Source organism: Azospirillum sp. UENF 312511 (genome assembly GCF_058780635.1).
This window is the reverse complement of record NZ_JBSNCG010000001.1, coordinates 476,258-497,530: the sequence shown is the minus strand read 5'-3', so window position 1 is coordinate 497,530 and position 21,273 is coordinate 476,258. Positions and strand designations below refer to the sequence as shown.

General features: G+C 69.0%; 17 protein-coding genes. 6 read left to right on the top strand and 11 right to left on the bottom strand.

The features are described 5' to 3' along the window. Positions 1-69: 69 nt before the first annotated feature. The 5 genes from ACWPN7_RS02170 to hisG form a co-directional block, all read right to left on the bottom strand. Positions 70-2,376 carry a hybrid sensor histidine kinase/response regulator gene (locus ACWPN7_RS02170; protein ID WP_459197809.1) on the bottom strand — a complete coding sequence of 769 codons (2,307 nt, stop codon included), beginning with the start codon at positions 2,374-2,376 and terminating at the stop codon, positions 70-72. Between the two features lie 135 nt (positions 2,377-2,511). Next, positions 2,512-2,973: an arsenate-mycothiol transferase ArsC gene (locus tag ACWPN7_RS02165; RefSeq protein WP_149650255.1), complete on the bottom strand. Its 462-nt coding sequence runs from the start codon at positions 2,971-2,973 to the stop codon at positions 2,512-2,514. A gap of 16 nt (positions 2,974-2,989) precedes the next feature. Beyond that, complete coding sequence (locus tag ACWPN7_RS02160; protein ID WP_040134544.1) at positions 2,990-3,472, bottom strand: UPF0262 family protein; 483 nt, start codon at positions 3,470-3,472, stop codon at positions 2,990-2,992. Further along, complete coding sequence (hisD, locus tag ACWPN7_RS02155) at positions 3,469-4,776, bottom strand: histidinol dehydrogenase (protein WP_459197808.1); 1,308 nt, start codon at positions 4,774-4,776, stop codon at positions 3,469-3,471. The genes ACWPN7_RS02160 and hisD overlap by 4 nt, the downstream gene beginning before the upstream one ends. Next, positions 4,760-5,494 carry an ATP phosphoribosyltransferase gene (gene hisG, locus ACWPN7_RS02150; RefSeq protein ID WP_247894836.1) on the bottom strand — a complete coding sequence of 245 codons (735 nt, stop codon included), beginning with the start codon at positions 5,492-5,494 and terminating at the stop codon, positions 4,760-4,762. The genes hisD and hisG overlap by 17 nt, the downstream gene beginning before the upstream one ends. A 167-nt stretch (positions 5,495-5,661) precedes the next feature. On the opposite strand from hisG, the gene ACWPN7_RS02145 reads away from it, so the two are divergent. Then, positions 5,662-5,931, top strand: coding sequence for a hypothetical protein (locus ACWPN7_RS02145; RefSeq protein ID WP_459197807.1), 270 nt, complete (start codon positions 5,662-5,664; stop codon positions 5,929-5,931). 28 nt (positions 5,932-5,959) lie between these two features. On the opposite strand, the gene ACWPN7_RS02140 is transcribed toward ACWPN7_RS02145, so the two are convergent. The 3 genes from ACWPN7_RS02140 to ACWPN7_RS02130 form a co-directional block, all read right to left on the bottom strand. After that, positions 5,960-6,424, bottom strand: a complete 465-nt coding sequence (locus ACWPN7_RS02140) for an RT0821/Lpp0805 family surface protein (RefSeq protein WP_149650257.1) — start codon at positions 6,422-6,424, stop codon at positions 5,960-5,962. 40 nt (positions 6,425-6,464) lie between these two features. Continuing rightward, positions 6,465-7,757: a pentapeptide repeat-containing protein gene (locus ACWPN7_RS02135; RefSeq protein WP_040134548.1), complete on the bottom strand. Its 1,293-nt coding sequence runs from the start codon at positions 7,755-7,757 to the stop codon at positions 6,465-6,467. Between the two features lie 225 nt (positions 7,758-7,982). After that, a complete protein-coding gene (locus ACWPN7_RS02130) occupies positions 7,983-10,154 on the bottom strand; it encodes a hybrid sensor histidine kinase/response regulator (protein WP_459197806.1) in 2,172 nt (723 codons plus the stop codon). Between the two features lie 569 nt (positions 10,155-10,723). Between ACWPN7_RS02130 and glgX the strand changes: the two genes are divergently transcribed. Both glgX and ACWPN7_RS02120 read left to right on the top strand, forming a co-directional pair. Further along, entirely contained in the window at positions 10,724-13,009 is a 2,286-nt protein-coding gene (glgX, locus tag ACWPN7_RS02125) for a glycogen debranching protein GlgX (protein WP_459197805.1), read from the top strand. Between the two features lie 208 nt (positions 13,010-13,217). Then, positions 13,218-13,415, top strand: coding sequence for a Nif11-like leader peptide family natural product precursor (locus ACWPN7_RS02120; RefSeq protein WP_137104720.1), 198 nt, complete (start codon positions 13,218-13,220; stop codon positions 13,413-13,415). 29 nt (positions 13,416-13,444) lie between these two features. Here the strand turns inward: ACWPN7_RS02120 and ACWPN7_RS02115 are convergent, their stop codons facing one another. Beyond that, positions 13,445-13,786, bottom strand: a complete 342-nt coding sequence (locus tag ACWPN7_RS02115; protein WP_459197804.1) for a hypothetical protein — start codon at positions 13,784-13,786, stop codon at positions 13,445-13,447. A gap of 12 nt (positions 13,787-13,798) precedes the next feature. After that, positions 13,799-14,077 carry a MarR family transcriptional regulator gene (locus tag ACWPN7_RS02110; RefSeq protein ID WP_236778250.1) on the bottom strand — a complete coding sequence of 93 codons (279 nt, stop codon included), beginning with the start codon at positions 14,075-14,077 and terminating at the stop codon, positions 13,799-13,801. A gap of 228 nt (positions 14,078-14,305) precedes the next feature. On the opposite strand from ACWPN7_RS02110, the gene gpmA reads away from it, so the two are divergent. Beyond that, positions 14,306-15,067, top strand: a complete 762-nt coding sequence (gpmA, locus tag ACWPN7_RS02105; RefSeq protein ID WP_040134553.1) for a 2,3-diphosphoglycerate-dependent phosphoglycerate mutase — start codon at positions 14,306-14,308, stop codon at positions 15,065-15,067. Between the two features lie 136 nt (positions 15,068-15,203). Here the strand turns inward: gpmA and ACWPN7_RS02100 are convergent, their stop codons facing one another. Further along, the gene (locus tag ACWPN7_RS02100) at positions 15,204-17,468 is read right to left on the bottom strand and encodes a helicase-related protein (protein WP_459197803.1); all 2,265 of its coding nucleotides are present in this window, start codon (positions 17,466-17,468) and stop codon (positions 15,204-15,206) included. Between the two features lie 476 nt (positions 17,469-17,944). Between ACWPN7_RS02100 and ACWPN7_RS02095 the strand changes: the two genes are divergently transcribed. Next, positions 17,945-18,730: a WecB/TagA/CpsF family glycosyltransferase gene (locus ACWPN7_RS02095; protein WP_040134555.1), complete on the top strand. Its 786-nt coding sequence runs from the start codon at positions 17,945-17,947 to the stop codon at positions 18,728-18,730. A 3-nt stretch (positions 18,731-18,733) separates the two neighbouring features. Further along, positions 18,734-21,100: a GumC family protein gene (locus tag ACWPN7_RS02090; RefSeq protein ID WP_244947763.1), complete on the top strand. Its 2,367-nt coding sequence runs from the start codon at positions 18,734-18,736 to the stop codon at positions 21,098-21,100. The last annotated feature ends 173 nt before the right edge of the window (positions 21,101-21,273 follow it).

The following is a 21,273-nucleotide window of genomic DNA, read 5'->3' as shown; positions in this document are numbered from 1 at the left end:
CCTTCGGCGCAGCTTTAGCACAAAAGCCTTAATTTTTCTTAATCATTGCCCCGGATCGGCACGGAGGACTCAATCGACCGGCGTACCGGCCCTGTGGGTGGGTCCGGCGTCGACCGCCGTGCGCCGCCCCTCGCCGTTCCAATAATCGACGGCGGCCAGAAGGCGGTTCTTCTCCAAGGGTTTGGCCAGATGATCGTCCATCCCGGCCTGGCGGCAGCGCTCCACCTCCACGGCCAGCACTCCCGCCGACAGGGCCAGGATCGGGATGCGGCCCAGCGCGCCGGGAAGCGCCCGGATGCGCCGCGTCGCCTCCAGCCCGTCCATCACCGGCATCTGCACATCCATCAGGACGAGATCGTAGGTGCGCTCCTGCACCGCAGCCACGGCGGCGGCGCCGTCCGGCACCGCGTCCACATGGTGCCCGGCGCGGGTCAGCATGGCGATGACCAGATCGCGGTTCATCGCCAGATCCTCGGCCAGCAGGATCCGCGCGCCGCGGCTGGACGGCTCGTGATCGTGCAGGCCGCCGCCGTCATGGTCGTCCTGTTCCGGGGCGCTGGCGGGCTTCAGCGGCAGGCTGAACCAGAAGGTGCTGCCGACGCTGGGACGGCTCTCCACGCCGATCTCGCCGCCCATCAACTCCACGAGACGGTGGCAGATGGCCAGCCCCAGCCCGGTGCCACCACGCCCGCGGTCGAGCTGGCTGAAGCGCTGGAACAGCTCGCGCTGGCGGTCCTCGGGCACGCCGATGCCGGTGTCGCTGACGGTGAAGGTGTAGCGGCGGGGGCCGGACTCGTCGCCCATCGCCTTGACGGTCAGGAGGACGCTGCCCGTATCGGTGAATTTCACCGCGTTGCCCAACAGGTTCAGCAGGATCTGGCGCACCCGGTCGGGATCGCCCAGCACATAGCCGCGCGCCGCCGCGGAGACGGAGGTGTGGATCTCCAGCCCCTTCTGCTCGGCGGCCAGCCGCACGATGGCCTGGCAGCGGTCGGCCAGATCGTCCAGCCGGAACGGCACGCAGACCAGATCGAGCTTGCCCGCCTCCAGCTTCGACAGGTCCAGCACGTCGTTGATGACGGTCAGCAGGGAGCGCCCGGCTTCCCGCACCTGGGAGGCGTAGCGCCGCTGCTCCGCCGTCAGCGGCGTTTCCAGGAGCATGTCGGCGAAGCCGATCACGCCATTCATCGGCGTGCGGATCTCGTGGCTCATGGTCGCCAGGAAGTCCTCCTTGGCACGGCTGCCGGCGCGGGCCTCCTCCATGGCGGCGCGCAGTTCCTGCTCACGCCGCTTCAACCGCCCCGACATGTCGTTGAAGGCGTTGGCCACCAGCCGGATTTCGTCGGGCGCGCCGCGGGCCTCCACCACGGTCCCAACGTCGCCGGCACCGATCCGGGTCGCCGCTTGGCTGAGGACTCGCATCCAGCGCAGGACCGAGGCGTGGAGCAACGACCACAGCGCCGCCACGCTGAGCAGCCCGGCGATGCCGAGCAGGACCAGCCCGCGCAGCAGGTCGCGCTGTGCATCCGCCACGATCGGCCCGGTCGGCATGCCCACGGCGAAGACGGTGTCGGTTTCCGGGGAGTGGCGGAAGGCCCAGATTCGGTTCAGCCCATCGGCGCTTTCGCCCTCGAATGCGCCGCTGCCCTCGGCCAGCATGCGGCGGATGTGCGGGTAATCCGCCATGCTGCGCCCGACCCAGCCTTCCGGATCGGGCTGGCGCGCGATCACCACCCCGTGGCGATCCAGCACCAGGATTCGCGCGTCGTCCTGCCGCGTCACCTTCACGAGATCGGTCAGCCAGGCGAGATCGATGGCGACGCCCAGCACCCGCTCGATCTCACCGTTCACCAGAACCGGCTGCACCGCCAGGATCAGCGGCTTTCCCGACCGCTTGCCGATCACCACCTCGCTCAGCACGAAGGATTTGGTGTCCAGCGCCCGCTGGAAGTACTCGCGCTCGCGCAGGCTCATCCCAGAGCCGGGGCCGGTGGTGTCGCAGATGAGAAGGCCGTTCGGGTCGGTCACCCACACGCCGGTCGTCCAGCGGTGCTGCCGCGGCATCGGCGCCAGCGTGGCGACGCAGGCGTCGGTGTTGCCGTGGGCGGCGTCGCGGACCGCCGGCACCAGGGCAAGGACGCCCAGCAGGTTCCGCGCCTCGCCGATCAGGTCGCGCTGCCGCTCCACCCCGTCCTCGGTCAGGTGCCGGGCCAGTTCCCGGGCGCTGCTCAGGCGCTGGTCGAGCTGCTGGTCGAAGAAGTACAGCGCCCCGGCCAGCGGCAGGGCCAGGGACATCAGCACGACGCCCATCAGACGCAGCCGGAGACTCCGCAGGCCGGTGCTACGAAACAGGCGGGACGGCAGACCGGCGAGCATCAGGCGGGGAACCTCTCAGGGACCGCTAAAGTCTAGGGGGAGGCGCGCATGCCATTCGATGATTCATCTCAATAGCACCTCAACCCAACCTTGAAAAAGCACTTCGCGAAATCCCGCCGCCAAACCACCGGATGGTCACACCGTCGGACCGCGGGAGAGGGGGAATCGCTCCTTGATCCTGCTCAGCAGCCCGTCGCGCACCTTCCGGTAGGCCTCCATCATCGCCTCGCGGTTGCCGTCCACCAGCGTGGGGTCGAAGGTGTTCCAGAACTCCACGTCGCAGGCCATGGTGCGGGTCATCTCGATGGCGCGGTGCTGCGCCTCCGGCGACAGCGACACGATCAGGTCGAAATTCGTGTCCTCCAGATCCTCGAAGCTGCGGCAGCGGTGGCGGGACAGGTCGATGCCCATCTCCTCCATCACCGCCACGGCGAAGGGATCGACCTCGTCCCCCTCGCGCACGCCGACCGAGTCGACATAGACGCGCGTGCCATGGAAATGCCGCATGATCGCCGCCGCCATCGGGGAGCGGATCATGTTGTAGGTGCAGGCGAACAACACGCTCGTCACGGGGAGCGGTTGCAGCACCGGGGCCATGCGCCGCCCGACCCCGTCAGCCGCGGATGTGGAGGACGCAGATCAGCGTGAACAGCCGACGCGCCGTCTGGAGATCCATTTCGACCTTTCCGGCCAGCCGTTCGCGCAGCATCTCCGATCCTTCGTTGTGCAGGCCGCGGCGCCCCATGTCGATCGCCTCGATCTGCGAGGGCGTGGAGCGCTTGATCGCCTGATAGTAGCTTTCGCAGATCAGGAAATAGTCCCGGACGATGGACCTGAAGCCGGTCACCGGCAGGGTGATCTTGTCCAGCGCGCTGTCGTCGTCGCGCCGGACGTCGAAGACCAGCCGGTTGTCCTCGATCGACAGATGCAGGTGATAGGGGCCGTCGTCCGCATGGTCGCAGGGGCAGAACTCGTTGTCTTCGAGCAGGTCGAAGATGGCAACCGCGCGCTCGTGCTCCACCTCCGGCTTGCGCCGGATGACGGTCTTCTCGTCGAGCGTCACGTGGACGATGCGGCGGTTGCCCTTCGTGCTCACCCCTGACCTCCCCCCGGCAGGCGCAGCGCCACCGACAGCGCGTGCGCGTCCAGACCCTCCGACCGGGCCAGCGTCACCGCCGCCGGGCCGATCGCCTTCACGCTCTCCGCGTCGCAGGCGACGAAGGTCGTCCGCTTCATGAAATCCAGCACGTTCAGGCCCGACGAGAAGCGCGCGGAGCGCGCCGTCGGCAGGACGTGGTTCGGACCGGCGACGTAGTCGCCGATGGCCTCCGGCGTGTAGCGGCCGAGGAAGATGGCCCCGGCGTTGCGCACCTTCGCGGCCAACGCGTCGGGGTCCTCCACCGCCAGTTCCAGATGCTCCGGCGCCAGACGGTCGATCAGGGCCGGCGACTCGGCCAGCAGGTCGCGCACCACGATGATGCCGCCGTGCTCGCGCCAGCTTTCCCCGGCGATGGCGGCGCGGGGCAGCGTCTCCAGATGCCGGTCCACCGCCGCCGCGACCGCGTCGGCGAAAGCCGGGTCGTCGGTGATGAGGATCGACTGGGCCGAGGTATCGTGCTCCGCCTGGGACAGCAGGTCCATGGCGATCCAGGCCGGATCGTTCCGGTTGTCGGCGACCACCAGGATCTCCGACGGGCCGGCGATGCTGTCGATGCCCACGGTGCCGTAGACCAGCCGCTTTGCGGCGGCGACGAAGGCATTGCCGGGCCCGACGATCTTGTCCACCGGCGCGATGGTCTCGGTGCCGTAGGCCAGCGCCGCCACGGCCTGGGCGCCGCCGATGCGGTAGATCTCGGTGATGCCGCAGCGCTTGGCGGCGGCCAGGACCAGCGGGTTGATCGCCCCGTCCGGGGTCGGCACCACCATGACGATGCGCTCCACCCCGGCCACCTTGGCCGGCAGCGCGTTCATCAGGACGGAGCTGGGGTAGGACGCCGTGCCGCCCGGCACATAGAGGCCGGCGGCGCCGACCGCCGTCCAGCGGGCGCCCAGCCGCACGCCCTGGGCGTCGCGGTAGTCGGTTGTCTCCGGCACCTGGAGCCGGTGGAAGCTCTCGATCCGCTCCGCCGCGGTGTCGAGCGCGCGCAGCAGGTCGCCGCCACACTGCCCGACCGCCGCGTCCACCTCCTCCTGGGAGATGCGCAGGGTGGCGGGAGTCAGCGTCTGGCGGTCCCAGCGGGCGGTGTAGTCGATCAGCGCCGCGTCGCCGCGCTTGCGCACCGCGTCGATGACGCCGGCGACCAGCGCCTGCACATCCTCGCTGGTCTCGCGCTTGGCGTGCAGCAGCCCCTCGAAGCCTTCGGCGAAGCGGGGGTCCTGGGCATCAAGCCTGACGGGCATTCACAGCCTCCCGGAAGCGGTCGATCCAACCGGAGATTTCCTCGGGCCGCGTCTTGAAGGCGGCCCGGTTGACGATGAGGCGGGAGGTGACGTCGGCGATGTGCTCGATCTCCACCAGCCCGTTCGCCTTCAGCGTCGAGCCGGTGGACACCAGATCGACGATGCGGCGGCACAGGCCGAGGGTCGGGGCAAGCTCCATCGCGCCGTTCAGTTTCACGCACTCCGCCTGCACCCCGCGCGCTGCGAAATGCTTCCTGGTGACCTCCGGGTATTTGGTCGCGACGCGCACGTGGCTCCAACGCGACGGATCGTCGCTCTCCCCCAGTTCGACCGGTTCGGCGACCGACAGGCGGCACTTTCCGATGCCGAGGTCGAGCGGCGCGTAGATTTCCGGATAGTCGAATTCCATCAGCACGTCGTTGCCGGCCACGCCCAGATGGGCGGCACCAAAGGCGACGAAGGTCGCCACGTCGAAGGACCGGACGCGGATGATGCTGAGATTCGGAATGTTGGTCGCAAAACGCAGGAGCCGGCTGTCCGCGTCGTCGAACGCCGCTTCCGGCTCGATGCCGGCGTGGGCGAGCAACGGGCGAAGCTCCTTCAGGATGCGCCCCTTGGGCAGGGCCAGAACCAGCGGCTGACCGGCCGGCGCATTCGACGAGTCATCGGCCAACGCGCTGGGCGCCGGCGCGCCAAGAGCACGGGTATCGGCGGGCAAAGAACTCTCCTCGGGCTGAACCGCTGCCCGGATATACCACATTCCGCGCCGCCGTCACGGTCTTAGGAGGCATAGTGCGGTGCAGAGCGGCCCTGTCCGTCGATGAAATGGGGAACTCGCTCCACCCGGACCGGTTGGATTCGCCTTTCCAGGAAAGGACAGACGCCATGGCACAGGACCGTTCCAACCAGCCGGTCAATCCCCGGGGCCTGCAGATCCCGGGCGACCCCAGCAGCACGGGCGGCCCCGCGCCGAACGCCGACCCGCGCCGCGCCGACGACGCGCCGACCGGCATCTCCGAACGGCTTCAGGCCGAAAAGGAAGGCCGCCACCCGAAAACGACGACGCCGGATGGCAAACCTTACGCCGACACGATGGACCCCGACGGGCACGAGAAGGGCAGCGCCACCATCGGCACGCCGGGCGGCGCGGCCTGACGACGCTTTCGACGGCCGCGCCCGCCGGTCAGTTGACCACCCGCCAGCTTCCGTCCGGCTGGCGGCAGGCGGTGCCGTAACCGGGCTGCGCCAGGCCGCCGACCATCACCGTCGTCTGGTACTCGCGGCAGAGCTGGCCGTTGCGCGCCGTGTAGGCCGGACCGGTCGGGGTGGCGGCGATGGGGGCCGGGGCCGGCTCGGTGAAGACCACCGTGGGCGACGGGGCCGGAACGGGCGCCGGCTGCACATAGACGACCGGCGGCGGGGCCGGCACCACGTAGACCGGCGGCCCATAGACCGGGTGCCCGTAGACCGGCGGCGGATAGCCGTGGAAATGCCGGTAGAGGGGCGGATAGTCGGGATAGACCGGCCCCCCGAAGGACAGGAACACCGACGACCGCGCCTGCGCCGGACCGGACAGGGCCGTCAGCCCGACCGCCAGCACCAGACCGAACATCACGCCACCGCAAACCGCACCGACGCGCCCGGACATGGGACCGCACTCCCGCAGGAAATCCGCAACAGATATAGTCCTAAAGCTTGAGCCCCGCCACACCGTCGAGAATGGCGCCGTCAGACAGGGCGCGGCGCTCCAGCTTCGCCCCGAACATGCGGGCGTTGGTCAGGTCCGTCTTGGTCAGGTCGCAGCCGGCCAGATTGGCGAAGGACAGGTCGGCGCCCGCGAAATTCACCTCGCGCAGGCAGGCGCCGCGCAGGTCGGCGTAGCGCAGCCGCGCGCCCGACAGGTCGGACTGCATCGACCGCCTTTCGTCGAAGTAGAGCGGGCGCAGGTTGGCCTTGCGCAGGTCGGCGTTGTTCAGCTTGGCGAGCCGCAGGTTCACGCCGCGCAGATCGCCGCCCACCAGCTTGGCGAGCCGGAGGTCGCCCTTCTCCAGGATCGCGGCCTGGAGCTGCACGTTGGTCAGGTCCAGCCCGTAGAGGGTCGCCCCCACCGCCCGCAGCATGGTCAGGCAGGTGTGGGCCAGCGATGGGGCGTGCCGCAGGTCGAAGCCCGACAGGTCGAGCGCCGTCCCCTCCGCCCCGCTCGACCCGACCCAGCGGATGTGGTCGTGCAGAAGCTCGTCGAGCGGACGCCCGAGTTCGGCGACGACACGGCCCACCGGATCGTCGGTCAGCGCGTCCTCCATGTCGGCGTCGGCCAGCTCCGTCATCACCATGGTGGCGCCGGTCAGCACCGCACCGCGCAGGCAGGCGCCGCGCAGGTCCGCCCCCGAGAGGTCCGCCCCCTCCAGGTTCGATCCTGTGAAGTTGGCCCCGCGCATGGTCGCGCGGACCAGCTTGCACCCGCGCATCAGCGCGTCGGTGAAGTCGGTGTGGATCGCCATGGCCCCGGACAGCCGGGCGTTGGTCAGGTTGGCGCCGGACAGGTCGGCCCCCGACGCTTCCGTCGGCTGGCCCTCCACCCGGATGACGCGCAGGCTGCCGTCGCGGTCCTTTTCCGCCAGCGAGCCGTCGCGCAGGTCGGCCTCGAACAGGTTGGCGCCGATCAGGATCGACCCGCGCAGGCAGGCGCCGCGCAGGTCCGCCTTGATCAGGCTGGCGTTTTCCAGATTGGCCAGCCGCAGGTCGGTGGCGAACATCGACGCGCAGTCGAGCCGCGCCCCGGCCAGATTGGCGCCGCGCAGGCTGGCCCCGACGAAGTCGGCATGGGCGAGGTCACGCCCCGCGAGATCGAGCCCGTTCAGGTCGAAAAAGGACAGCGTCGCCCGCGCTCCGCCGATGCGGGCGTTCCGAAACATCTCGTGCCGGCGCACCACCGCATCGAGCTGGACCTGATCCAGACGGGTGAGAGGACGCTGCTGCATGGCCGTGTTCGCCTCTGATCACGGTTTCAGAGTACCCTTTGTGGCCTTCACGAATGATTAAAGCGAACTTCCGTTCGCTTTAGACTCTTATCGCCTCATTCGCCGGCGGGCTCCGGTCGCATATGCGACCGGGACCGCCGTCGCGGTCCAAAGCGGATTGCAATCCGCTTTAATGCAGCTCTCGATAGGAGACCGTTCCTGTCGCCGGAAGCGCTGTTCCACCCGTCAGGCCGCGGACGGCTGGCGGAGCGGCTGGCGCTCCGTGCCCAGGGCGTTCAGCGCGTCGCGCAGCACGTCGGGGGTGACGGGCTTGTGCAGCAGACGGCAGCCGACGGCCACCGCCTCGCGGATGCGCTCGGGGGCGGTGTCGCCGGTCAGGATGATGCCGGGAATGGGGCGCCCTTGCTGCTCCGCCGCGCGGGTGACCATCTCGGCGCCGGTCAGCGGTCCCGGCAGGCGGAAATCCGACAGGATCACGTCCGGACAGCGCGGCGCCGCGCGCAGGGTCACCAGCGCCGCCGGCCCGTCCGCCGCCACCAGAACATCGTGCCCCCAGCTTTCCAGAAGGAGCTGCATCCCAGCGCTCTGCACCGGGTCGTCCTCCACGATCAGGATCAGGCGGGTGTCGGAACCCTCCGCCCGGCCGGCGGGAGCCGCGGCCACCGCGTCCGTCCGCGATTCGCTGGCCGCCAGCGGAACCATGATCGAGAAGACGGACCCCTGGCCGGGACGCGAGCGGACCTCCACCGCGTGCCCCAGAAGCGCGGCCTTGCGGCGCACCTTGGGGAGCCCCAGCCCCAGGCCGCGGCGGCGGTCGCGCTCCGGGTTGCCCAACTGCACGAAGTCTTCGAAAATGGCGTCGAGATGCTCCGCCGCGATGCCGGAGCCGGTGTCCCACACCTCGATGCGCAGCCATTGGCCGCGCCGCCGGCAGCCGACCACGACGCCGCCCGCCGGGGTGTAGGCGATTGCGTTGCGCAGCAGGTCGCCCAGCATCCGCGTCAGCAGCGTGGCGTCGGTGCGCACCATGGCGGTGCAGCCGCGCACCCGCAAATCCAGTTTCTTGTCCGCCGCCAGCCCCCGGAACTCCGCCGCCACACCGTCCAGAACGGTGGCGACCGGCACGTCGGCAATGTTCGGGCGGACCACCCCGGCGTCCAGCGTGGCGACCTCCAGCAGCGCGTGCAGCAGCTTTTCTCCGCTGTCCAGCGCCTCGCCCATCTTCTCGGCGATGGACCGCTCGCGCGGCTCCTTCAGCCGTTCCATCAGCAGGTGGTGGAACAGACGCAGCGCCTGGAAAGGCTGGCGCAGGTCGTGGTTGGCCGCCGACAGGAAGCGGGCCTTGGCCTGATTGGCGCGCTCCTTCTCGGCCAGGGCGCGGACGAGCTTCTGGTTGAGCGAGCGCAGGTCGGCAGTGCGCTCCTCCACCCGCTGCTCCAGCCGGGCGTTGGCGTCGCGCAGGGCGTCGCGGGCCGCCGCCTCGCGCCGCAGGCTGGCCCAGCCGAGCGCGGCCAGACCGAACAGCGCGACGACGCTGACGCCGACCATCATGAAGCCGTGCTGCAGGCGGTTGCTCCACGGCTCCAGGACGACGCTGCGCGGCAGGGCGACCGCCGCCACCGCCGGGAAGTCGCGCATCCGCTTCAGGCCGATGACCACCCCCTGCCCCGCGACGCTCCAGTCGCCGTCGCCGCTCTCCGCCCCCGGCTCCAGCGTGGGAAGCGGTCCGATCCCGGTGCCGCCTCCAGTGCCGCCCCCAATGCCGATGCCCCCAGCGCCTCCGATGCCGGCCAGCCGCGTGCCGTCCAAGCGGAACAGCCCGGCCACGCTGTGCCGCCCGTCGCCGAAGACGTCGAGCACGGTGTGCAGGCTGGAGGACGGAAGCGCCAGCAGGACCGCCCCCTCCAGGATGCCCTCGCGCCCCAGGATGCGGCGGACCATCAGGATGGAGTCCAGCCCGTCCACCTGTCCGTGCAAAAGCTCGAGACCGCCGTCCACCCCCTGAAACAGGCTGGCCGTGCCACCGTCGGGATGGATGGAGGGGCCGAACACCGTCCGGCCGCCGGCGTCCAGGATGGACAGCGCACCGAAGCGCGACGCCGCCAGCGCCTCGCCCAGAGCATGGTCGGGGAGCGCCGCGAAGCCGCCCTCCTCCAGACGGTCGGCCACCCGCGCCAGAGCGGCGGCGCCGCCGTCCAGCACCGCGTCGGCGTGGCCTTCGAGAAAGGCGGCGGCCTGCCGGGTGCCGCGCTCGGCCCGGTCGAGCGTGCTGACGTAATCGACCAGAGACAGCCCACCCCAGGCCACACCGCCAAGCAGCGTCATCACCAGGACAATGGCCGCCAGGATGGCCTTCGGGTGGAAGTTCAGCAGGGCGTTGACCGAGAGCCGGATCATGGGCGGGGGCGTCTTGGTAAGGCGGAACGGAGAGGGCGTCGCCGGCCCGCCGGATGCACGATGCCACAGGTCACCGGCGAAGCCTGTGCCTGGAGCGATGATCGATGGATGGGGAGGACACTCAATGGTTCGCGGGTCGCCGGACAGCAAATCGCGTCTGGGTCGAAAAGGCCGGAGAGGAATGGCGGCCGGACCTGCCCTTCATTGATCTTCCCGCGACTTCAGCCCTAAAGACCCGGGGACGGTGTGGAAAGGCGAAAGTTGTCATCTGCGTTACACCCGTTTCCTCAGCCCTTTATCGAGAAGCTCCCGGACATCCCCCAGAAGTTTATTTGCCTTTATTGTCTGGAACCGATGATAGCATGCGATAGTTATCGGCGCGACCCGCCATGACGACTATGACCATGCTCATACCGAACCCACTCTTTGGGTGAGGGGGCACCAATTGGTTCGGCCAGGAGTTGAGGCTCCGGCATTCATCGGAAATTGTGCCGATGACGGGATCACCAAGGCGGTCTGCGCGTTCCTGTGCTGCTTCATGCCGCAACGCGCCCACACGAGGTTCAACCGTGAAGAAGCCGCCGTTCGCTCCTAAAGTTTTCCGCCAGTCCCGCATCCGGGAAGGTCTTCCCTACCCTCTCGGTGCCACATGGGACGGGCTTGGCGTCAACTTCGCGCTGTTTTCCGCCAACGCCACCAAGGTGGAACTGTGCCTGTTCGACCAGGAGGGACGCCGCGAGCTGGAACGGATCGAGCTGCCCGAATACACCGACGAGGTGTGGCACGGCTATCTGCCGGACGCCCGGCCGGGCACCGTCTACGGCTACCGGGTCCACGGGCCGTACGAACCCAAGGCGGGCCATCGCTTCAACCCGAACAAGCTGCTGCTCGATCCCTACGCCAAGCATATGGTCGGGCCGCTGCGCTGGTCGGACGCGCATTTCGGCTACCGCGTCGGCTCGCCGCGCGGCGATCTGTCCTTCGACCGGCGCGACAGCGCCCCCGGCATGCCGAAATGCGTGGTGATCGACCCGGCCTTCACCTGGGGCCATGACCGCCACCCGGCGATCCCCTGGGAGAAGTCGATCTTCTACGAGACCCACGTGCGCGGCTACACCATGCGGCACCCGGCGGTGCCGCCGCAGTACCGCGGCACCTTCGCCGGCTTCGCCCAGCAGGAGGTGGTGGAGTACATCCGCTCGCTGGGCGTCACGGCGGTGGAGCTTCTGCCGGTCCACGCCTTCGTGGACGACCGCTACCTGCTGGAAAAGGGGCTGCGCAACTACTGGGGCTACAACAGCATCTCCTTCTTCGCGCCCGACCCGCGCTACATGGCGACCGGCGCGATCCACGAGTTCAAGGAGATGGTCGCCCGCCTGCACGACGCCGGGATCGAGGTGATCCTCGACGTCGTCTACAACCACACCGCCGAAGGCAACGAGATGGGGCCGACGCTGTCCTTCAAGGGCATCGACAACGCCTCCTACTACCGGCTGGCGCCGGACCCGCGCTACTACATCAACGACACCGGCACGGGCAACACGCTGAACCTCGTGCATTCGCGCGTCCTGCAGATGGTCACCGATTCCCTGCGCTACTGGGTGACCGAGATGCATGTGGACGGCTTCCGCTTCGACCTCGCCACCATCCTGGCGCGGGAGACCTACGGCTTCGACCACAGCGGCGGCTTCCTCGACGCCTGCCGCCAGGACCCGGTGCTGTCGCGCGTCAAGCTGATCGCCGAGCCGTGGGACTGCGGCCCCGGCGGCTATCAGGTCGGCGGCTTCCCGCCGGGCTGGGCGGAGTGGAACGACAAGTTCCGCGACACCGTGCGCTCCTACTGGAAGGGCGACGAGGGCAAGCTGCCCGAACTGGCGACCCGCATGGCCGCCTCGGCGGACGTGTTCAACCGGCGTGGGCGCAAGCCCTGGGCCAGCGTCAACTTCGTCACCGCCCATGACGGCTTCACGCTGCACGATCTCGTCTCCTACAACGACAAGCACAACGACGCGAACGGCGAGGACAACCGCGACGGCCATTCGCACAACATCTCCTGGAACCACGGGGCGGAGGGGCCGACCGACGATCCGGAGATCAACGCCCTGCGCTTCCGCCAGATGCGCAACCTGCTGGCCACGCTGCTGCTGTCCCAGGGCACGCCGATGATCCTGGCCGGCGACGAGTTCGCCCGCAGCCAGAACGGCAACAACAACGCCTACTGCCAGGACAACGAAATCAGCTGGATCGACTGGGAGGGCGTCAGCGACGAGGGCTGGGCGCTGACCGACTTCGTCCGCCACCTGATCGGGCTGCGGCAGAGCCACCCGCTGCTGCGCCGCGGGCGCTTCTTCACCGGCGCCTACAACCCCGATCTGGAGGTGAAGGACCTCACCTGGATCACCCCCGCCGGCGAGGAGAAGACGACCGAGCAGTGGCAGGACCCCATGGCGCGCTGCCTGGGCATGCTGCTCGACGGGCGGGCGCAGGCCACGGGCATCAAGAAGGTGGCATCCGACGCCACGCTGCTGCTCATCATCAACGCCTACCACGACGTGGTGCCCTTCAAGCTGCCGGAGGTCGCGGGCGGCAGCCGTTGGCTGACGCTGGTGGACACCACGGAGCCCGACCGGCTGGAGGTCGCCACCGCCCAGACCGGCGACGAGATCCCGGTCAACGGGCGGTCGCTGCTGCTGTTCGAACTGATGCCCGACCGCCGCTCGGACATCGGGCTGAAGGCCGCCGCGCGGGCTTTGCGCGCCGCCTCCGGGCCGGGCGAGCCGGTGGCGGCGATCACGCCGGACAGCATCGCGTCGGGCTCCAGCCCGGCCGAGGCGGTGCAGCAGTCGGGCGAGTGATCACCGGCCCGATCTGGTCTTAGAGAACGGTGCGGCAGGACGACGCACCGTTTCTCGATCTTTTTATATACAATTTTAGGCAAATAGACGATATCAAGACGACGGACTGTTCGCGTTGAGCCATTGCTTGCGTCCGCAACGCAGCATCGACGTCGTTTCCACGCTCCGGGGACGAAGGGCAGTCGCAACCATTCCAGGAGGTTTGGGCATGTGTCATGGCGACTACATCCGATTCCTGGTTGCGACCGAAGCCGACCCGGCTCTGCGTGTGGCGCTGCGGCGGGCGTCGCGCGGCCTGCTGACCCTGGGCGATCTGGTGGATTTCGCCGCCGGTCACGGTTACCGCTTCACCGAGGCGGACATTCCATTGGCCGTGGCCCAGCCCGTCGCCTGCGGAACCGACTGAGCCGGCCGGGAACGATCACGCAGGCGCGATCACGGCGGCGGCGCCGTGGTGCTGCAACTGCCGCGGATCGTCAGCATGATCCCGTCGTCGGACTGGAAGATGTCCTTGTCGGCGTCGCGCGGAATCGGAATTTTCTGGCGGCGGCAGAAAAGCAGGAGGATGCCGAGCGTCTTGCTGGGCATGAAGGCGACGTCCCGCACCTTCGCGGCCCCCTGCTGCACCATGACCACCACGCTCCCGTCCGATTTGGGAACGACGGAGGCGATCAGCCCCAAGGGAAGATCGGTCTGATTCGGCACCTTCTGGTACCAGCCGAAGGCTTTCTTGAGGGCCGAGTTCGTGAAGACAAGGTGACGCGTTTCGAAAATCATTCCGGACCAGTTTCAGGCCCGGCCGCCCTCCAGTTCCGGGTTCAACCGAAACGTGATCGCACGCCCCAGTTTGGAGTCCCGCAGAAGGATCTGCTTGGTCTCCAGCAGCTTGATGGCCCGGTTGACGTTGGGCCGCTGCATGCCGAGCGCATCCGCCAGTTCGGACTGGAGCACCGGCACGGGACGGTCGAAATGGAGCCGCCGGCTCAGATAGGTGAACACACGAAGCGCCTCCAGGGTGATGTCCCGATCGGTCGAAACGGTCCTGGAGAGGAGGTCATGATGCTGCATGGCGGCCTCGGAACGCAAGTTGGCTCGGCGTCGCAGTCCGGCTGCGCAACGCGCCGGGCGTATAATTTCGCCTGCTCCGCAGATTACCCCGCATTTGTTGTCCGAATGTGTCGCGTGCGTTTCCAAATTGACATAAAGCTGGGCCATTTGTGACGCCCCGGCCGGAACCCTTTCCCCCACCCTCCCGTTCCCCGAAGGAGCAACCGTCACGTGAGGAGGAGGGGACCCATGCATCGGCTCGTGCTGCTGCGGCACGGTCAGAGCGTCTGGAACCGCTCGGATCTGTTCACCGGCTGGACCGACGTCGATCTGACCGAACAGGGGGTGGCCGAAACCCGCCACGCCGCCGGTCTGATGAAACAGGCCGGATTCGATTTCGACGTGGCCTTCACCTCCGTCCTGAAGCGGGCGATCAAGACGCTCGACATCGTGCTGGAGGAGATGGACCGGATGTGGCTGCCGGTGCACAAGCACTGGCGCCTGAACGAGCGCCATTACGGCGCGCTCCAGGGGCTGAACAAGACGGAGACGGCGGCCCGGCATGGCGCCGATCAGGTTTTCCTGTGGCGGCGGAGCTGGGACGTCCCGCCCCCGCCGGTCGAGCCCGAGGACCCGTGCTCCGCGGTGTCGGACCGGCGCTACGCCGGCATCGGCCGCGCGAATCTGCCCCGCGGCGAAAGCCTGAAGGACACCACGGACCGGGTGATCCCCTTCTGGGAGGAGGGCATTTGCCCGGCCCTGCGGCTGGGCGCGCGGGTGCTGGTGTCGGCCCACGGCAACAGCCTGCGCGGCCTCGTGAAGCATCTCGACAAGGTGCCCGACCAGGACATCCCGCTGTTCGAAATCCCGACCAGCCGCCCGCTGGTCTACGAGCTCGGCGCCGATCTGGTGCCGCTGCGCCGCTATTTCCTGACCGAGGGCGGCGGCACCGAGGAGATCACCTGGACCCGCCGGGAGGACAGCGGTCCGAGCGGCGTCGTGGCAGCCTGAGGGCTTGGAATTCCCTCTCCCGCCCCGGGAGAGGGTTGGGGTGAGGGGTTGCGCTTGTGCCGAACCTGCCGTCACGCGCATCCCCCTCACCCGGCCCTTCGGGCCACCCTCTCCCCAGAGGGGCGAGGGGCAAACCTCATCCCCCGGCCGGCCGGCGCCCGCGATGCCCCGCCCCGCCCTTGCCGCGCTTGCGGCCAGGCAGCGGGTGGTGGAATTGCGGGTGGCCGCCCTCCGCCGAGGCCGCCCCCTTGTCCGGACCCCGCGCCCCGTCGGGACGGCGGCCGCGGCGGTCGCCCTGCCGCTCCTCCACCCGCCCGGCGTAGCAGCTGTCGCAGACCCGGAAGCGGTGGTTGGCCTTCAGCCGCGTGCCGCAGACCGGGCAGGCGCGGGCCAGCGAGCGTTCGGCCAGGGTCCGCTCGATAAAGGCGTTCAGCATGGCCCGGCGCTCCTGGCACAGGTCCATGTCCGGATAGGCGTCGGGGAAGCGGTAGGCCAGCCACGCGTAGGCGGTCAGCTCCTTTACCGCGCGCTCCGCCTTCTCCAACTCCACGTCGGTGCCGACGCGGTGGTGGAAGCGTTCGGCGGCGTCGGGGGCGGAGTTGCGGATTCCCTTACCCTGGTTGGTCGCCCACAGCGCCAGCAGGCGCAGGTTGTTCTGGTCGCGCACGTCGATGGGGCAGCGCGCCAGCATGTCGCGCTCCGCCAGCGGCAGCTTCGCCCGGTCCACCGCCGTGGCGGCCTGGATGCGCTGCTCCAGGTCGGTCATGCGGAAGGTCTGGTTGGCGCGCAGCAGCTCCTGCCCCGCCGTGCGCAGCACCTTGGCGAGGCTGTCGGTGTCCAGCTCGCGCGCGATGGCCTCGACGTGGGTCAGGTTGGGGCTGATCCAGGCCCGCGGGTCCTCCGGCGGCACCGGCGGGGTGGTCAGCGCCCGGCGCACCGGGTTGATGTTCTCCCCCTCCAGCACCGCGACGCGGCCTTCCTCGTGCATGCCGAAGCGCCCCGCCCGTCCGCCGATCTGACGGATTTCGGAGGAGTTCAGGTCGCGCTCCTCCCGCCCGTCATACTTGCGGGTGGTCGACAGGACGACGCGGGCAACCGGAAGGTTCAGCCCCATGCCGATGGCGTCGGTCGCCACCAGCACGTCCGCCGTGCCGTCGCGGAAGCGCCGCGCCTCGGCCCGCCGCACCTCCGGCGACAGCGCGCCGTAGATCACCGCCACCGTGTGGTCGCGGGCCAGCAGCTCGCGCCGCAGCCCCATCACGTCCTTGCGCGAGAAGGCGATCACCGCGTCGCCGCGGCGGACATTCTCCAGCGGCACCCGCTCCTCCTGCACACGCAGCGGCGACTTGCGGGTGAACTCCACGACCTCCAGCTCCTCCCCCAGCGCGGTGGCGAGGCGCTGCACGTAAGGGATGGCGTCGGCGGAGCCGGTCATCAGGATTTCCGGAGCGGCCACGCCGGCCACCGCCTGGGTCCAGGCCCAGCCGCGGTCGGGATCGCCGATCATCTGGATCTCGTCGATGACGCAGGCGCCCCAGACCTTGGACGTATTGACCATTTCGATGGTCGAGGAGGTGAAGGAGGCGCCGGGCCGCACGTCGCGCTCCTCGCCGGTGACGAGGCTGCACGGGCGCCCGCGCGTCTCCAGTGCCTCCTGCCCCTCCAGCGCCAGCAGGCGCAGCGGGGCGAGGTAGCAGCCGCTCTGCGCCTCGGCCAGCCGGTCCATGGCGGCGTGGGTCTTGCCGGAGTTGGTCGGGCCGACGAACAGCCGCAGCTTGCGCACCATGGCGCGGGCCGTGGCGAAGCTGTCGAGATAGACGCCGAGGCCGGAGGCGTTCTCCAGCCGCTCCCGCCGGACCTTCAGGCCGGCGCGGGCGGCGGCGGTGGAAAAGGCCTCCTCCAGCGCGTCCAGCAGGGTCTGCAGGCGCGGGATGCGGCCGCCGAAGCCGATCACCCGGCCCAGCTCGTCGGCGAAGCCCTTGGGCCGCCACGCCTCGCCGAAGCCGTTGGCGCGCTGGGCCATGGAGGCGAACCAGCCGTCCACCCGCCCGCGCGCCTTCTCGATGGCGGCGGAGGACAGGCAGGCCGCCTTGACCCGCTTGCCCAGTGTCTTCGCCTGGGGACGGCCGAAGCCCTCCTCCGCGGTCATCAGGCCCCACAGCTCCGCCTCGATGTCGGGCAGCGGCCCGAGCGCCACGCGGAACCGCAGCTTCAGCTTCCGGTCGGTTCCGGGAACGACCACCTCGTGGACGACGGCGACCGACCAGCGGGCCGGGGTGCTGTCGGCGTCCACCTCGATCCCGTCGCCGCGCACCACCGCGGCGATGGCGCGCAGCGCGTCGCGGCGGTCGAATTCGTCAGCGGTGCCGGCTTGGCGGGGGGTGGTCTCGTCGTTGCTCATGAACTGGTCTTCTTCCATCGCCGGCCCCGGAGAGATCGGCCTGAGAATTCAAGGGGCTGGTTGGCGGGCTGGTTGGGGCTGGCGGTCTTGCGGGGCTTTGCCGGACCTCGAACAGTGCCGCGCCGCGGGACGGACGCCCACCCCCTATTCTGCACACCGGCACCCTACGGGCGTACCTATATGGTCGGAGCCATAGGATAGGGCAAGCCGATTCAGGGGTTCTCCCGGCGTGGCCGGGCTAATTCGCCTGAACTTTCCCTTCTCCCATCCCACCGCTGCGAAAAAGGGGCGGTGCCGGCCACATCATTCCCTGTTGTCCGGCGGTCGCGTCGAAAGGGGTACCCGGTAACGGTTTCGCCGGCTGCCACCAATCGAAAGTGTTAGCAAGCAATATCGTCTTACTGCACCGCAAACTGTCGGGCATCATCGTTGCACAGACAACGTAACTGTCGTCGCTTCGCAGATTTGGTTAGGAGATGTGCATGCCGACCCCTCGTGACGTCCTGGCACTGATCGAGAGAATACGGTGTATTTCTTGCGAGGACGAGCGCCATGCATTGATAAAGACATTGTCAGCCGTCGAGCGACCGACCATCCTGTCGTTCCTCAACGCTCACGGCGTGAACCTCTGCGCGGGATCCTCCGCCGCGTGGTCGGCCTTCCGCGCCTCCGACGTCCTGTTGCGGGACGGGGTGGCGCTGGAGACGGCCCTGCCGTGGCTCGACCAGCCGGTCGGGCTGAACATGAACGGCACCGACTTCATCCCGCTTCTCCTCCGCCACCTGTCGCCCCGTCGGGTCGCCGTCTACGGCACCGCGGCGCCCTGGCTGGACGAAGGGATCGAGCGGCTGAAGGAGCGGACCCCGCACGACTACGTCGATGCCCAGCACGGGTTCCATTCCGTGGAGCATTACATCGCCCGTGCGCGGGAGCTTCAGCCCGACGTCATCATCCTGGCCATGGGCATGCCCCGCCAGGAGGAGGTCGCGGTGCAGCTCAAGCGCGCGCTGGATCATAAGGTGCTGATCGTCAACGGCGGCGCCATCATCGATTTCCTCGCCGGGCGCTTCACCCGGGCCCCCGCCGCCGTCCAGCGCATCGGGCTGGAATGGGCGTTCCGGTTGGTCCAGGAGCCCCGCCGCCTGTTTCGCCGCTATTGCGTCGGCGCTTTCGGCTTCGCCCACACCGTCATGCTTATGCGCCGTGCCGCCATGCGTTCGTCCAGCGCCCCAGCACCAGCGCCCATGCATAAGGAGCTTTGAGACGTGGAAAATCTGCCCCAAGTCAATCATGGCGGCCATCACGGCGGTCCGCCGGCTCCGGTTCCGGCATGGCCCGCCGCCCCCGGCCCGTCCCGGCGCAGCGAGTTCGAATCCCAGACCCCGTCCATGGGTCCCGACTTCCGCTTCATCCTGCGCGTGCTGGGCAGCCACAAGTGGCTGATCGCGGCCATCGTGGTGGTGCTGACCGGCCTGTCGGCCCTGGGCGTCTCCACGCTCAAGGACCAGTACACCTCCGAAGCCCTTCTGCTGGTCGACAACCGGCAGGTCCGCGTCGTCCGCGAGGTCGAGCAGGTGGTGGGCGCGATCCCCACCGAGGACGCCGCCATCCTGAGCGAGATCGAGATCCTGAAGTCGCCGCAGGTGCTGAACCAGGTGGTGAACGATCTCCAGCTCGCCCAGCATCCGGAATTCAACCCGCCGGCGCAGGAGGACGAGACGCTCCCGCTCGTCGAGCGCGCGGTGGCCTACGGCCGCGACCTCGCCGGGCGCTTCTGGGAGGGCACCCCGCCGGCCCCGGTCGCCTGGCTGCTGAGCCATGGTGACGAGGTGGCGCAGGACATCCGGGCGCGCGAGGCGCACGCGGCGCTGGGCAACGACCAGATCATCGCGCGCATCCACCGCAAGCTGGACGTCGCCATCGTCGGCCGGTCGCGCGTGATCCAGGTGCGCTTCACCTCCAAGGAGCCGCAGCTGAGCCGCGACGTGGTGGACGGCATCGTCCGCCGCTACATGGAAACCCGCCAGCAGATGGACCGCGACCTGTCGACCAGCGCGATCTCCTGGCTGCAGGACCGCATCGTCCTGCTGCGCAAGGAGGTGGCCGAGGCCGACGCCAAGGTCGAGGAAGCGCGCGTCAAGGGCGGCCTGCTGAAGGGCGGCACCGGCCTGATGGCCCAGAACGAGCTTGAGCAGACCCGCCTGCGCCTGAGCGAGGCCTCGGCCATCCGCGCCCGCTCGGTCGCCCAGGCCGACACGCTGGAGCGCAACCTGAAGGCCGGCAACTGGAACGCCATCGGCGGCAGCATCGCCTCCCCGGTCGTCGCCCAGCTCCGCGCCACGGTCGCCGCCATCTCCACGGAAATGGCCCAGCTCTCCCGCCAGTACGGTCCGAAGCACCCGCGCATCGTCGAGCTGCAGGGCCGCCTGAACGAGGCCAACTCCTCGCTCCAGCAGGAAATCCGCCGCGAGATCAACGGCGTCCGCGAAGCCGCCCAGGTCGCGGTCGAGCAGGAAACCGCGCTCCGCTCCATGATCACCCGCATGGAGGGCAGCTACGCCACCATGCAGGAGCAGGCGATCCCGCTGCGCACCCTGGAATCCGAGGCGACCGCCAAGCGCCAGCTTCTCGACAGCCTGCTGGGCCGTCTGGAAGAGGTCGAGGCCCAGAAGGACAGCCGCGCCTTCCCGGCCGCCGTCAAGCTGGTCTCCGCGCCGCAGGTGCCGCACGAGCCGTCGGGTCCCTTCCGCGTCCTCCTGCTGCTGGCCGGCTTCGTCGCCGCCCTTGCGCTGGCCATCTTCAGCGTCTTCGGTCTGGAGCTTCTCCAGCGCCGCATCCACACCCCGGACGCCGTGCGCCGCATCCTGGGCGTCGGCACCGTCCACATCGTGCCGCACCACAGCGACCGCGGGGCCAAGGGCCGGCTCTACAAGATCTTCCAGCGCCACCCCTTCTCGCTGTTCAGCGAATCCCTGCGCGCCCTGTTCCGCAACCATCTGTCGGATCTCGGTCCGGTCGGTGCGCTGGCGGTGACCTCGGCCCGCCCGCAGGACGGCAAGACCTCGCTGACGCTCGCCGTCGCCCAGGTCGCCAGCCAGGCCGGCCGCCGGGTGGTGGTGGTGGACACCGACTTCCGCCGCTCCCGCATGGAGGGTCTGTTCGACTTGTCCACCAAGAAGGGTCTGTCGGACTGGATCGCCGGTGACGCCACGCTGGACGAGATCGTCCACACCTCCGACGACGTGCCCTTCGCCATGGTTCCGGCGGGCAAGCTGAACCCGATGACGCTGGACCGCTTCAACGTCGACAGCCTGGTGCAGCTGATGGCCGGCCTGTCGCCCAGCTTCGATCTGGTGGTGTTCGACACCGCCCCGGCGCTGGCCGTGTCGGATGCCCGCATCGTCTGCGGCGCCGCCTCCAAGGTGCTCTTCGTCACCCGCTGGGGCCACACCACGGCGAGCGACCTGGACGCGGTGGCCGACCTGGGTCCGATCGACCACAGCAAGTTCGTCTGCGTGATGACCGACGTGAACCTGAAGAAGGCGGCCAGCAAGGGCTACCAGGGTCCGTACAACAGCTACGTCGCCACGCGGAAATACTACGGCGACCAGACCCTGCGCGCCGCGCCGTAAGCGACGTCTCCTTCACCTCTGCCTGAATAACCCTCTCCCCCCTGGGGAGAGGGTGGCCCGGAGGGCCGGTGAGGGGGATGCGCTTGTGAGGGACGTTCCGACACGCACAACCCCCTCACCCTAACCCTCTCCCCAGGGGGGAGAGGGAATTTTCATTTCATCGCAAACCACAC